General features: G+C 39.4%; 13 protein-coding genes. 9 read left to right on the top strand and 4 right to left on the bottom strand.

The genetic code is table 11. The features are described 5' to 3' along the window. The first annotated feature begins 45 nt into the window (after window positions 1–45). A complete protein-coding gene (locus tag HMAT_RS27485; RefSeq protein ID WP_233789496.1) occupies window positions 46–693 on the top strand; it encodes a hypothetical protein in 648 nt (215 codons plus the stop codon). Between the two features lie 86 nt (window positions 694–779). Further along, window positions 780–1,355 carry a non-canonical purine NTP diphosphatase gene (locus HMAT_RS21795; RefSeq protein WP_104384959.1) on the top strand — a complete coding sequence of 192 codons (576 nt, stop codon included), beginning with the start codon at window positions 780–782 and terminating at the stop codon, window positions 1,353–1,355. Window positions 1,356–1,457: 102 nt separating this feature from the next. Here the strand turns inward: HMAT_RS21795 and HMAT_RS21790 are convergent, their stop codons facing one another. Further along, entirely contained in the window at window positions 1,458–3,911 is a 2,454-nt protein-coding gene (locus HMAT_RS21790) for an OstA-like protein (protein ID WP_158656042.1), read from the bottom strand. 150 nt (window positions 3,912–4,061) lie between these two features. Between HMAT_RS21790 and tilS the strand changes: the two genes are divergently transcribed. The 7 genes from tilS (at window position 4,062) to HMAT_RS21755 (ending at window position 9,077) form a co-directional block, all read left to right on the top strand. Next, window positions 4,062–5,399 carry a tRNA lysidine(34) synthetase TilS gene (gene tilS, locus HMAT_RS21785; RefSeq protein ID WP_104384957.1) on the top strand — a complete coding sequence of 446 codons (1,338 nt, stop codon included), beginning with the start codon at window positions 4,062–4,064 and terminating at the stop codon, window positions 5,397–5,399. 45 nt (window positions 5,400–5,444) lie between these two features. After that, window positions 5,445–5,939 carry a hypothetical protein gene (locus HMAT_RS21780; protein ID WP_233789495.1) on the top strand — a complete coding sequence of 165 codons (495 nt, stop codon included), beginning with the start codon at window positions 5,445–5,447 and terminating at the stop codon, window positions 5,937–5,939. Window positions 5,940–6,028: 89 nt separating this feature from the next. Continuing rightward, on the top strand, window positions 6,029–6,349 hold the full coding sequence (locus tag HMAT_RS21775) for a DUF4834 family protein (protein WP_104384956.1): 321 nt from the start codon (window positions 6,029–6,031) through the stop codon (window positions 6,347–6,349). Between the two features lie 33 nt (window positions 6,350–6,382). Next, window positions 6,383–7,486 (top strand): DNA replication/repair protein RecF, encoded by a 1,104-nt coding sequence (locus HMAT_RS21770; RefSeq protein WP_104384955.1) that lies wholly within the window; start codon window positions 6,383–6,385, stop codon window positions 7,484–7,486. Then, on the top strand, window positions 7,479–7,808 hold the full coding sequence (locus HMAT_RS21765) for a DUF721 domain-containing protein (protein WP_077437878.1): 330 nt from the start codon (window positions 7,479–7,481) through the stop codon (window positions 7,806–7,808). The genes HMAT_RS21770 and HMAT_RS21765 overlap by 8 nt, the downstream gene beginning before the upstream one ends. 15 nt (window positions 7,809–7,823) lie before the next feature. Then, window positions 7,824–8,387 (top strand): Crp/Fnr family transcriptional regulator, encoded by a 564-nt coding sequence (locus HMAT_RS21760; RefSeq protein ID WP_104384954.1) that lies wholly within the window; start codon window positions 7,824–7,826, stop codon window positions 8,385–8,387. A gap of 240 nt (window positions 8,388–8,627) precedes the next feature. Continuing rightward, window positions 8,628–9,077, top strand: coding sequence for an SRPBCC domain-containing protein (locus HMAT_RS21755; RefSeq protein WP_158656041.1), 450 nt, complete (start codon window positions 8,628–8,630; stop codon window positions 9,075–9,077). A gap of 379 nt (window positions 9,078–9,456) precedes the next feature. Here the strand turns inward: HMAT_RS21755 and HMAT_RS21750 are convergent, their stop codons facing one another. The 3 genes from HMAT_RS21750 to sucC form a co-directional block, all read right to left on the bottom strand. Then, window positions 9,457–10,077, bottom strand: coding sequence for an L-threonylcarbamoyladenylate synthase (locus HMAT_RS21750; RefSeq protein WP_104384952.1), 621 nt, complete (start codon window positions 10,075–10,077; stop codon window positions 9,457–9,459). A gap of 166 nt (window positions 10,078–10,243) precedes the next feature. Next, a complete protein-coding gene (gene asnS / locus HMAT_RS21745; RefSeq protein WP_104384951.1) occupies window positions 10,244–11,689 on the bottom strand; it encodes an asparagine--tRNA ligase in 1,446 nt (481 codons plus the stop codon). 249 nt (window positions 11,690–11,938) lie between these two features. Then, window positions 11,939–13,132, bottom strand: a complete 1,194-nt coding sequence (gene sucC, locus HMAT_RS21740; protein WP_104384950.1) for an ADP-forming succinate--CoA ligase subunit beta — start codon at window positions 13,130–13,132, stop codon at window positions 11,939–11,941. Between the last annotated feature and the right edge of the window lie 70 nt (window positions 13,133–13,202).

The raw sequence follows: 13,202 nt of genomic DNA, 5'->3' as shown, positions 1-13,202 counted from the left end.
TCTTTTCTTGTTTATCTTTACTTTCCACTATTTTCTTTTCGAACGATGAGCAATTTAACAACAGACAATCCAGTAGCCCTTCAAGCCTTGATGGATGAAACTATTTTTTTCAATGGGTATGACTTCCGGTCGGAACCGGAAGCTGTAGCCATAGCAAAGGATACGGAATATGTCGCTGTTGGAATTCCCTCGGTTGATCATCTCGCTAAACCAGCTATTACAGACAAAAGCAATGAAGTAAGTGCGCTAGGCAGCGAAAAAGATCAAAAGGGTATTGTCAATGCACTGGAGGTATTAGGTGGAGAATTTATTTATCAGGGCAGCAAAGATCAAGGGATACTCTTTATCCTGCGTTATGTAGAATATCCTTATTTCTCTCCAGCGGCTCTTGATGCATTTGAAAAGACGATTGGTGCCTTAAAATTGACGAAGGAAAATGTTGCGGTGGTTAACTTAGCCAATGCACATAACCCAAATGATTTTAAACGTATCATGCAGTTCTTTGAGCCTACAAAGATTATTCTATTAGGTGTGGAGCCCGCATCCTTAAAGCTTCCTCCGATCGAACACAATTCCTATATGAAAGGGCGCATAGCGACGGTGTTCAATACCTTCAGCTTTGAGGAGATGTTTGCCGATGTCAATAAAAAGAAACTGTTCTGGAACGAGTTTAAAACATTTATTGTTTCTTAATTTTTAAAAGCGATTTTTGTCCCATCACAATGATTGCCGTCTTTTAAATAAGAATTTCTACTTTTGGCAATATAAAATTGAAGAAGATGCTAGAACTTGTATTTGCAACGAATAATGCCCATAAACTGGAGGAGGTCCAGGCAATAGTGGGAGATGCTTTTGTTATTAAAAGTTTAAACGATATCGACTGTCAGGATGATATACCAGAAACTGGGGTAACATTTGAAGAAAATGCACAACAAAAAACGGACTATTTGGTAAACAAATATGGACTTTATTGTTTTGGTGATGACTCAGGGCTGGAAATAGATGCCTTAAATGGCGAACCGGGGGTGTATTCGGCACGTTATTCGGGTTCTAGGGATATGGAAAAGAATATAGATCTGGTCCTGGAAAGATTGGGCGATAATCCAAACCGTACGGCTAGATTTAAAACTGTTATTTCGTTGCACCTGAATGAACAACAGCATTTTTTTGAGGGAAGTATCGAGGGGAAGATCATCAAAGAGCGTAGGGGAGCGGATGGATTTGGTTATGATCCGATTTTTATCCCTAATGGCTACAATACAACTTTTGCTGAGATGAGTGCCCAAGAAAAAAACGCGATCAGTCATCGTGCGATTGCTGTCGGCAAACTTGCTGAATATCTAAAAACAAAATAATGCTTAGGCGCAGTTTTAGTTGATAAACTTTATCCTTGACGGTAAACACAAACGGGGCAAAATATTTATTTTGCCCCGTTTGTGTTTACCTTTTTATATGGACTATTTCGCTTCTTTCTTTTTGGACGTTTGGGTACTATCTGGAGCTGCTACTGTCAACGGTTTTAAATTTGTTGAATCCCGTTTTACAGCTGTTTTATCGGTTGTTGGCGTAATGTCTTTTTTTACTTGCGGCTTAGCCATTGTTACTTCGGGGCTTGTTGCTTTAGGCGTACTGCTTGTTTTATTCGAAACAGCTTTTGCTCCGGCTTTCGTGTCATTCCCTTTCTTCTCCTGGCCCTGCTTATCCTCTTTAGGCTTGGATTTCATTTTCCCATTTTCCTCCGTTTCCTTTTCTGTCGGAGCCGTGAAAGATGACTTGGAAAGGTCACGTTTTCTATTTAGTAGATCCGCTTTTGATTTAGGACGGTCCTCAGGACGCCATGTAAAGTTTGGCAGAAACTCTTTGTCTGCGGTAACCTCTGCTATCGGATAGACTTTGCCATCGACTTTTCGGATAGAAACGTATTCTTTGAGTTTATTGTCTTCCATCAGAATTTTAAAACGGCTGCTCCGATCATGAACGAGTTCTGTGGTCACATTTGTTTTCTCATCTATATTATAGAAAATGTTTTCAGCATTTCCATCCACAAAGAGGCGTTCCATCCGGTTATTGGTAAAGAAACTGGTAATTTTTCGCCCTTTGATCTGATTGAACTTTAATGAATCGCTCGTGGCATTGACCATAAATGCATTTCCGACTAAAAGGGAATTGTCCAGTTTTTGATTTTTGACCTGCAAGAAGATTGTATCGCCGGATATCTGCGAATTCTCAGCCCACATCATTGGTTTTCCCATCAATCTAAACATCGAATCCTGCATACCATAATACATGGAATCGGCAACCGCCTGCAAATCAGATTTGAATAGTCGTGCATTATAGTAGGCCTTTAGAATCCTTGTTTTGGCCGTATCTTGGGGCAGAGAATCTCTTTTTCCCTCCTGTGCATTTTTCAATGCGGCGCCCATAATCTGATCGGATTCCCCGCCTTTTGGGATGATTGCCTTTTTTCGTAATACGCTATCAGCTTTCAAGTTTTTCTCAATTTCTATCCGATTCTGATCACCCACGATCACAGGTTGTTTTTTTGGAATATTCTGTCTGGTAGTGGTCACTGTATCCGGTAATTTTTTAACCTCCTTGTCAAGGACAGGCTTCTTGATTTCCTTTTTGTGCAGACTATCTATGCCTTTCTTTAGACTATCTGCTACCTGTTGTAGGTTGCTGGTTGAGTCAATAGCGGAAGATGTGGAATCGTTGTCACCATAATCGACTTCATTGTCTTCTTCGATGGCTCCCCCCTCACGGTTCAACTTAAAATCTCGGGCGATATAATCTCGTCGGAAGATCATCTGTGAGAATAGGGTATCGGCAGTCATAAAAACAGAGTCCATCTCTGAATTTTCCTTTAATTTCTCCTCCTTGCCGATGGCGTTCTTATTTTCCACTACGGTCTTCTTAGGATCCTTATCAGTGACAATCTCCGCTTTGTTGTTGTTTTCCTTGTCTTTCTGTTCTTCTTTTTCAGCTTTCTTTAATTCCTTAGCTTCTTTTTTTAGTTCCTTTTCAGACTTTTTCTGTACAGGTGAGAAGGAGGCGACAGAATCTTTTTTGGTTGAATCCTTTTTTACCACGGAAACAACCAAGGGTTTGTCAGTCATTGTGATGGATTCATTTTTTCCATTGTAGAGGCCAAACCCGCCATAAGCATAGAATTTGTCCAATGTGTCCACAAAGACAACATTTTTTACGGCTTTACCGATGCCGACTTGTCTATCGTAGAAAAGACTATCTCCCTTCAGGAATTTAGTGCCTTCTGTATAAAGGTTGTTCTTTGAAAAATAGGCCTGGCCGGTAGCCATATGATAACGGCCTTTCTCGGTATATAGATTTTCGCCCTTGTTCCCTTTCATATTAGTAGGACCATAAAAATCCGTTATTCGGGTGTTGCCATTGTATTTCATGGAGTCCGTATAGACTTTTACATTCGTCGATCTGACAACAACTTTTTGGTTAAAATATGATTCGCCGGTATTTTCGAAATAGGTAGCGCGTTGACTGGTGATGGTGTCACTTCCGGAGAGAATACGTCCACCGCTATAGTAATTTCCGATCTTACTGCGCATGTTATAGACCAGATGATCGGTGGTTAATATTGATCCACTCGTACTGACCATACGGACAGCCCCAGTCAATGTAGCGAGCTGCATTGCGGCTTCATAATGTAGTTTATTGGAAAATATCTGTGTGCCATCGGGTTGGGTGATGATCACATTTCCATAGGCCTCAAAGAATTGTCGCCCCAGTTTATCATTGTGTAAATATCCACTGTCAGATGATAAGGTCGAACCAACATGCTCGTAAACTGGACGGTAGAAAACGACGTTACCGTTCTTTCCAGTAATAATATGTGACGAAGAAAGTAATTTTAATTCGTCCTGTTTCTGGGCTTGCACCGTCAAGCCAGTTAAAATTAATACAATAAGGGTAAAAATGTATTGTCTCACAAGGGCAAAAATATGGATTTTAATTGCTACTTTATTGGATTTCACAAATTTTAAGATGTGAATTTATCATTCAGCCAAAATATACCGTAACTTTGTTGTATGAATGTGCTGGAAAGATTAAAGGGATATATTGAAAAGGAGCATTTAATGATGCCTCATGACAAGATATTGCTTACGGTAAGTGGGGGAAAGGATTCGATGCTGATGGCACATTTATTCGCAAAAGCCGGCTTTAATATTGCTATTGCGCACTGTAACTTCCAGTTACGTGGTGAGGACGCTGAACTGGATGAGGCTTTGGTGAGAAAGTTTGCAGCTGACAATGGCATCCCTCTTTTTGTCAACCGATTTGACACCAAGAATTATGCCCGGGAAAATCAACTTTCTATCCAGATGGCGGCACGCGAACTTCGTTACACCTGGTTCGAGAAACTCCGGGCGGAACTTGAGTTTGACCGAATTGCCGTGGCTCAACACCTAAACGATCACATCGAAACCGTGTTGTTAAATCTTTCACGTGGAACTGGTCTGCAAGGGCTTCAGGGCATCTTGCCTGTACGAGATCGAATCATCCGGCCTCTTTTGTTTCTCAAAGCAAGTGAAATCGAATATTACGTCCAGGAATATGCCATTGCCTATCGGGATGACCAATCTAACTTTTCAACAAAGTATGCACGCAATAAGATAAGAATAGATATTATTCCTCATTTCAAAAAGCTGCAACCTGATTTTGAACAGATTTTTGAACAAAATATTACGCATTTTAAGGAGTCGTATCAATTGTTACAGCAATTTGTTGAACCGATCCGGAATAAACTTTTTCAGTCGACGGGTGATGGCTGGGTGGTACGTAAAGAAGACTTGGAAGAGTATTTGCACAATTTGCCACTATTGTATGAATTGTTCTCCGGTTTTAATTTTTCAAAAGCGGTATTAAGCGATTTGCAGCAAACCTGGACACGTGAATCGGGACGTATTTTCCAATCGGATTGTTATCATATGCTTTTGGATAGAAATGAACTTTTTATCAGAGAAAAGGAATTCATATCTTCGGATGAAGCGATCATTACTTCTGAAACGTCTACAGTGGAGTGGAAACAGTATTGTTTTCATGCAGGGGTATCAACAGAACTGACCATCACCAACAGCATAGAGATCGCGAAATTTGATTATGATCTGCTTGTCTTTCCGTTGACGATCCGTTCGTGGAAGATTGGGGATAGCTTCTATCCTCTGGGCATGGATGGACGGAAAAAGCTGAGTGATTTTTTCATCAATAAGAAAATCAGCTTATTTGAAAAGGAAAATATTCCTATCCTAGTGAATGGAAATGGCGATATTCTTTGGCTCGCCAAATATCGGATGGATAATCGCTATAAGATTACCAGCAATACAAAAAAAGTCCTTACTTTAGTCTGTAAATGTGGTAATGATTAAGGAGCAAGGGAAAAATTGTTCCAGTATCCTATTATAAAAAAAGAAATGAAAGAAGGTGTATTCTATTCGGAAAATCAATATTTAGGACGCGATCGTGTTTGGATAAGCGTACGTTTGGTACTTGTGTTATTTTGTTTTACCGCATTTTATCTGAACTTGGACCATTTGATTTCCAGTCAATTGTTTTTCATCGTCGGAGTGGGGATTATCATTACATCCATTGTTATGATGTATATGGTCTTGTTTCGCATAGAAGTATTTCAGGACCATATCCTGATCAGTGGCCTCTGGTCCACCCGGGTGGTGAAAATAGATTTAGCTTCTATTTCTAGGGTTGAAAAGGGTCCATATAGCACATTTTTTTTTAATAACCCTGTTTATAACCTGCATACAAAAGGAAAGATTAAGTTTTTTGCAGGGGGTAAAAACGCTGTTTTCCTAACGGATAAAGATGGATTGACCTACGTGCTGGGAACCCAGCGGCAAGAAGAACTTTACCGTACCATCATGGAAACAAAGGGAAAACTGGGGAAATCTTAAAAATTGTTAATAATTTCTTATCTGACATTTTAAAGACAACAGTTTATGGAGTTATTGGTTAAATTTGATAAAATAGCAACGAATTAACTATGGCATTTTTAAAATTTATACTTATTACATTCGCTGTTTACTTTGTAATAAGATTCTTATTCAAATTATTATTACCGTTTGCGATGCGTAAAGCAGCTGAAAAGCTGATGAAAAAAGCGCAGGAACAGGGGGGAGCATATAGCGGCCAGGGACAAAGTGGTACTTTCTATTATGAGTTTACCGGTCAGGGGCAGCAAGAAAATAAAAGATCTCAGCCTGAAGGCAAAATCAAAGTTGATTATATTCCACCGAAGGAAACACCCGAGCGCAAAGGGACGGAAACGGCTGGTGAGTTTGTCGATTTTGAGGAAATAAAATAATTTTAAGCGGCCCAAATAGCGTATCTTTGTGCTATGTGGCTTAAGCAACTTTCTGTTCTAAATTTCAAGAATTACTCGGAATCTTCTTTGGAATTTCTCCCTGAAGTAAATGCTTTTACAGGGAATAATGGTGTTGGCAAAACCAATCTTTTGGACGCAATCCACTACTTATCACTTTGTAAGAGCTATTTTAATCCTATAGATTCGCAACATATCAAATCCGGTAATGATTGGTTCATGGTACAAGGTGAATTTGATAAAGAATCGAATAGCGATGTTATTTCCTGCAGCCTAAAAAAGAATCAAAAAAAGCAGTTTAAAAAGAACAAAAAAGATTATCCTCGACTGGCCGATCATATTGGACTTTTTCCTTTGGTTATGATTTCACCTAATGATAGTATAATCATTACGGACGGGAGCGAGGAACGTCGAAAGTTTGTGGATAATGTGATTTCCCAAACGGACAATAAATATCTGGATACGCTAATTATCTACAACAAGTTCTTAGCTCAACGAAATAGCTTGCTCAAACAGGCGCGTCAAACCAGTGTGCTGGACCTGGGATTAATCGAAATTCTTAACTTTCAACTTGAGGAGGTCGGCAATATGATCTTTGCGAAGAGGCGATCATTTATGGAAGAGTTTCAACCTGAGTTTGATCGACATTATGAATTCTTGACCGAAGACGCTGAATCTGTCCAACTGCAGTATGAGTCTCCCCTAATGTCGGATTCCTTTTTGAATATTCTAACGAAAAACCTCGAGCGTGACCGTATTTTGGAACGTACTAGTCAGGGGATTCATAAAGATGATCTGATATTTACTATCCATGGTGGAATGCCGCTGAAGAAGTTCGGCTCCCAAGGGCAACAAAAATCATTTCTCATTGCATTAAAACTTGCCCAATATTCCTATTTACAACAAAAAAAAGGATTTAAACCTCTACTTCTTCTGGATGATATCTTTGATAAACTGGACGATCGTCGTACGCATAAATTGATGCAGATGGTCTCTGACGATGATTTTGGACAGATTTTTCTAACGGATACAGACTCAAAAAGAATTCAACGAATCTTTGACGAAATCAATCGCCCTGTTCGTATATTTGGTATCGAAGGAGGACAAGTGAATGTATAAGAAGCAACCAACGAAAAAGAGCCTGGAATTTATCCGGTCAAGCGATGACATGACCATTAAGCAGGGGGTAGAGCGTCTCCTAGAAGCTTATAAACTACGTCGAAAATTTGATGAGACCTCAATCGCCTCGGTATGGCCTCAATTGATTGGAAAGGCAATTGCCAATCGCACGCAACAGCTGTATGTACGTGACAAAAAGTTGTTTGTTCGTGTGGAGTCTGCAGTCATTAAAAATGAACTTGCTTTAATGCGTCGTCAAATCCTCGGAAGGGTAAATGAGTATGTCGGGCATGTTATCATCGAAGAGGTCGTGATTTTGTAGCCTGCTTTCGTAGCTATGTTTAATCCATTGTTTGATCACCTATTTCCTCTCCCTGAAGCTGCGCGCGCAAAGCTGTTCGCTCGTTTTGAACAAGTTGAATTCAATCGGGGTGACTATCTCATCAAAGAAGGAGATTACTCTTCCAATTTATTCGTTATTGAGTCCGGTTTGATCCGTCAATACGGGTGGAACAAAAAAGGTGAATTTACGCAATGGATCGGTACGGCCAATCACTTCGTGACAGATCTTTCTTCTTTTATTTTCGATATCCCCTCCAAATGGAATTTCCAATGTATCAGTGATTGTCGTATGTATCGCCTATCTAAATTTGATTACCAAAAGATGGAATCTGAAGTCATTGAATGGAATAAATTTGAAAAGGCATTTTTGGCAAAATGTTTTAGTACTATGGAGCAACGGATATCAGATTTTATCTGTCTGACAGCTGAAGAACGCTACCAACACTATTTTGAGCAATATAAACCTTTATTCCATCAGGTGCCACTTCAATATATCGCCTCAGTTTTGGGAATGAGTCCCGAAACGCTCAGTCGCATCCGCGCTAAAATAAGTTCTTGATAAAAGTCAAGAGCCATCTCTTCTACTTATCCTAGTTTTGTTTTATCTCCAGTGGCAAGTTGAGCTAGTATGCTTTGCATTGTGCTAATGCTCGTATAGTCGTGCATGCAATACAATACAGACGAGTGTAGGTACTTATTTCCTGGAGACGTATATCCGACGGGATTGCGCTGATGAGCTATCGTTATTGCACTTGGCAATAAGAATACGCGTGAGAGCAGCATCCGTAAAAGCAATATAATGATGAAAAAGATTGAAACAAGTATTATGATTCTGGCGAGAGTAGAACAAGTCTGGCAAGTATTGATAAACTTTAGTGCTTACCCGCTGTGGAGTCCAACAATTAAAAGTTTTGAACGGGAGCCCGTGTTGGGGAAGCGTTGTGTAGTGCTGTTAGAACAACCGAATGGTTTTAAGATAAAGATGAATCCACGCTTTTTGCGTATTGATCCCGACCGAGAGTTGCGTTGGAAAGGGGAGTTATTTATTCCCGGCATCTTTGATGGTGAACATTATTTTATATTGGATCAAGTGGAGCCCAACTTGGTTAGGCTCACTCAAGGTGAACTATTCTCCGGATTAATAATTCCATTTTTTGGAAAATTGTTATCGACAACAAGGCAAGGATTTGATCTCTTCAATCTGGCAATAAAGCAGCGTGTGGAATCTGGTGTTAACTTTCAACATTAAGATGTGAATATTGTTTTGTTTTGCACAATGATTTTTGAAATCAGAAAGCATTTAAATACCTTATCAACATTTTTATGTTAATAAGGTGTGAATTTTACACATTTTAAGCTAATTATTGGGTTTGTTTTTTCTTGTTATTAACATTTTAGTGTTTATAAGTGTTAGGTTATGCACATTTCGTGTTGGTGTTCATACACAGGTATTCCACTTATTAACATTTATGGTGTTAATAAGTGGACGTTTTTGTTGATAAGTTGAATTTGAAGTGCTACAAAGTGAATCTTATACACAAAATGCCAACACTATAATTTGAGTAGATGCGCTGGCCCATTGATATAGCTGTTGAAATGTTAGATCATTATACGCTATGTTGCGTATGCTATAAGTATTGTTCCAGATCGCCTTTTCCTTCACGAATGACATCAAAGGTTCCTTCTGTTAAGTCGACTACAGTGGAAGCGACATTGTCTCCGTATCCTCCATCGATAACGGCATCTACGAGATCTTGATATTTCTCATAGATCAATTCGGGATCAGTGGAATATTCGATTATTTCATCTTCATCGTGGATAGATGTGGTTACGATTGGATTGCCCAATTGTTTCACTATTTCGCGGACAATGTTATTGTCTGGAACACGAATACCTACAGTCTTCTTTTTCGAACTCAATAACTTGGGGACTTTAGTTGTTGCGTTAAAGATAAAGGTAAAGGGGCCGGGGAGTGCTTTCTTTAGGACACGAAATACGGTGGTATCAAAAGACTTGGTGTACTGAGAAATATCGGTCAGATCATAACAGATAAAGGATAGATTAGCTTTATCCGGTTTTAAACCTCTGATCTCACAGACGCGTTCAATTGCCTTTTGTTGTGTAATATCACATCCGATACCATAGACGGTATCGGTGGGGTAAATGATTACTCCACCACGTCTAAGGATGTCAACGGCCTGTGCAATGGCTTTTGGATTGGGGTTGTCGTTATATATTTTAATGAGCATGTCAAATATGGTCTATTTATAAAGGTATATGGAAATCGTCGCTTTTTATCAGGAATCTGCCGAACAGGACAGATGTCATGTAGAGTTTTCGAAGGATTATTCCAAATACGTATCTATGTAAAAGAACAACAGCCAAAATATTTTGTTTTGGCTGTTGTTCTTTATGTTAAAATTCCGCGTTTTTCGGTGTGCGAGGAAATGGTATCACGTCGCGGATATTCGTCATTCCGGTTGTGAACAATACCAATCGCTCAAAACCTACTCCGAATCCTGAATGTGGAACCGAACCAAAACGGCGGGTATCCAAAAACCATTCCATTTCTTCAGCGGGTATACCCACCTCGGCCATACGTGCTAATAGCCGGTCTAGATTCTCCTCACGTTGCGATCCACCGACCATTTCACCGATACCCGGGAAAAGAATGTCCATGGCACGGACTGTATTACGGCCCTGTGCATCTGGCTCATTCTGCTTCATGTAGAAAGATTTGATCTCTCTTGGGTAATCAGTTAGGATAACAGGTTTCTTGAAGTGTTTCTCTACCAAATAACGTTCGTGTTCAGATTGTAAGTCCGCTCCCCAGTCATCAATCAAATACTTGAATTGTTTCTTTTGGTTTGGCTTACTACGTTTTAATATTTCAACAGCGTCAGTATAAGTTACACGTTCGAAATCATTTTCTAAGACAAAGTTCAGTTTTTCAACCAAATTTAATTCAGAACGTTCTGCTGCTGGTTTTGATTTTTCTTCTTCTAACAAACGGCTTTTCAGAAACTCGATTTCCTCAGGACAAGTTTCTAAAGCGTATTTAATCACGTATTTTAATAAGGCTTCAGCCAAATCCATATTGTCTTCCAGTTCATAGAAAGCCATCTCTGGTTCGATCATCCAGAATTCAGCCAAGTGACGTGTCGTGTTTGAGTTCTCCGCCCTAAAGGTTGGTCCAAAGGTATAGATATTTCCAAATGCCATTGCACCAAGTTCACCTTCTAATTGGCCGGATACCGTAAGATTAGTGGATTTTCCAAAGAAATCCTCTTTGAAGTCAATCTCGCCATTTTCTTTACGCGGCGGATTGTTCAGATCTAGCGTCGTCACCTGAAACATTTCACCGGCTCCTTCTGCATCAGAACCTGTGATAATCGGTGTGTGCATATACACAAAATCATTTTCCTGGAAAAATTTATGTACGGCGAATGCCAAGGCATTACGTACTTTGAATACTGCATTGAATGTTCCTGTACGAAAACGTAAGTGCGCAATTTCACGTAGAAATTCTAAGCTGTGTTTCTTCGGTTGTAAAGGGTATTTTTCGGGATCTGAATCACCAATAATGCTTACTTCTGTAGCTTTAACTTCTACTTTTTGCCCCTTACCTAGCGATTCTATCAATTGACCTTTTACACGAACTGCTGCTCCGGTAGTGATACGCTTCAGGATATCTTCAGGTGTATTTTCAAAATCGACTACTGCTTGAATATTATTGATTGACGAACCGTCATTAATTGCTATAAATTGATTGTTACGGAAAGTTCTTACCCAACCTTTAACAACGACCTCTTTGCCAAATTCTGTGGCATTCAATAGTTCCTTTATTCTTGTGTGTTCCATCTTAATTTTTGGAGAATGACTTGTAAAAGATGCTTTGTTAAAAAAGCAATACAAAAATAAGCTATTCTGTTGGTTTATTGGGTATAAATGTTGATTTAATTCGCTGAATGCAGGATCAATAAGCTTTTAGATTTAATTTTTCAGAACTCATATTTAGATCGGATCCAACAAGAGCCAACTGTCTTTGAGGCAAAAAAAAGCGGATCAACTGAGTCGATCCGCTTTTAAGCTTTATGATGATTGAAGGAATTATCCTTTCAATACTTTCGTTACTAATTCGGCAGCTTCTTTCAATAAGATTGCAGAATAAACTTGTAAGCCTGACTCATCGATTAATTTTTTCGCTTCTTCAGCATTTGTACCTTGAAGACGTACGATGATAGGAACAGGAATATTACCAATTTCACTGTAAGCATCAATTACCCCTTGCGCAACACGGTCACAACGAACGATACCACCAAAGATATTGATCAAGATAGCTTTTACATTAGGGTCTTTCAAAATGATATTGAAACCAGCTTTTACTGTTTCAGCATTTGCAGTACCACCAACATCCAAGAAGTTTGCAGGTTCTCCACCAGCCAATTTGATGATGTCCATCGTTGCCATAGCAAGACCGGCACCGTTCACCATACAACCTACGTTACCATCTAGTTTAACATAGTTAAGGTTTGACTCGCCAGCTTCAACTTCTGTTGGATCTTCTTCTGTTACATCGCGCATAGCAGCGTAATCAGGATGACGGTACAATGCGTTCTCGTCAAGATTTACTTTGGCATCAACCGCTAAGATCTTGTCGTCAGAAGTTTTTAATACTGGATTGATCTCGAACATCGAAGAATCAGTAGCATCATATGCTTTGTAAAGGGCAGCAACAAATTTTACCATTTCTTTGTGCGCAGCACCAGAAAGACCTAGATTAAAAGCAATTTTACGTGCTTGGAATCCTTGTAAGCCTACTTTTGGATCGATTTCTTCTTTGAAAATCAAGTGCGGTGTTTTTTCTGCAACTTCTTCAATGTCCATACCACCTTCTGTAGAGTACATAACGATGTTACGTCCTGTAGCACGGTCCAATAAGACAGACATGTAGAATTCTTTTGTTTCGCTTTCACCTGGATAGTAAACGTCTTGAGCGACCAAAACTTTATTTACTTTTTTACCTTCAGGTCCAGTTTGAGGCGTTACTAATTGCATACCAATGATGTCAGTTGCTCTTTGTTTGACTTCATCTAAGTTCTTAGCTAACTTGACACCACCACCTTTACCACGGCCACCAGCGTGAATTTGAGCTTTGACAACAACCCAGTCGGAATTGTAGTCTTCTTTCATTTTTTTAGCCGCTTCCACAGCTTGCTCTGGAGTATCTGCTACGATACCTTCCTGTACGCGCACACCAAAGCTCTTTAGTATTTGTTTTCCTTGATATTCGTGAATGTTCATTTGCAAAAATATTTGGCGTAAAAATATGTTTTTTTGAGGGATAAGACAAGGGATAAATTGCTCTTTTATC

It is taken from the genome of Sphingobacterium sp. HMA12 (assembly GCF_002933815.1).
Taxonomy (GTDB): Bacteria; Bacteroidota; Bacteroidia; order Sphingobacteriales; family Sphingobacteriaceae; genus Sphingobacterium.
The sequence above is the reverse complement of the archived record's forward strand: the minus strand, read 5'-3'. Positions and strand labels throughout refer to the sequence as shown.

Excerpts from the sequence above, each read along its gene's own strand:
- asnS (WP_104384951.1), bottom strand. The coding sequence starts at position 11,689 with ATGGAACACACAAGAATAAAGGAACTATTGAATGCCACAGAATTTGGC.
- HMAT_RS21755 (WP_158656041.1), top strand. The coding sequence starts at position 8,628 with ATGATGAAAAAGATTGAAACAAGTATTATGATTCTGGCGAGAGTAGAA.
- HMAT_RS21760 (WP_104384954.1), top strand. The coding sequence starts at position 7,824 with ATGTTTAATCCATTGTTTGATCACCTATTTCCTCTCCCTGAAGCTGCG.
- HMAT_RS21780 (WP_233789495.1), top strand. The coding sequence starts at position 5,445 with ATGAAAGAAGGTGTATTCTATTCGGAAAATCAATATTTAGGACGCGAT.
- HMAT_RS21750 (WP_104384952.1), bottom strand. The coding sequence starts at position 10,077 with ATGCTCATTAAAATATATAACGACAACCCCAATCCAAAAGCCATTGCA.
- HMAT_RS21765 (WP_077437878.1), top strand. The coding sequence starts at position 7,479 with ATGTATAAGAAGCAACCAACGAAAAAGAGCCTGGAATTTATCCGGTCA.
- HMAT_RS21775 (WP_104384956.1), top strand. The coding sequence starts at position 6,029 with ATGGCATTTTTAAAATTTATACTTATTACATTCGCTGTTTACTTTGTA.
- HMAT_RS27485 (WP_233789496.1), top strand. The coding sequence starts at position 46 with ATGAGCAATTTAACAACAGACAATCCAGTAGCCCTTCAAGCCTTGATG.
- sucC (WP_104384950.1), bottom strand. The coding sequence starts at position 13,132 with ATGAACATTCACGAATATCAAGGAAAACAAATACTAAAGAGCTTTGGT.
- tilS (WP_104384957.1), top strand. The coding sequence starts at position 4,062 with ATGAATGTGCTGGAAAGATTAAAGGGATATATTGAAAAGGAGCATTTA.
- HMAT_RS21770 (WP_104384955.1), top strand. The coding sequence starts at position 6,383 with ATGTGGCTTAAGCAACTTTCTGTTCTAAATTTCAAGAATTACTCGGAA.
- HMAT_RS21795 (WP_104384959.1), top strand. The coding sequence starts at position 780 with ATGCTAGAACTTGTATTTGCAACGAATAATGCCCATAAACTGGAGGAG.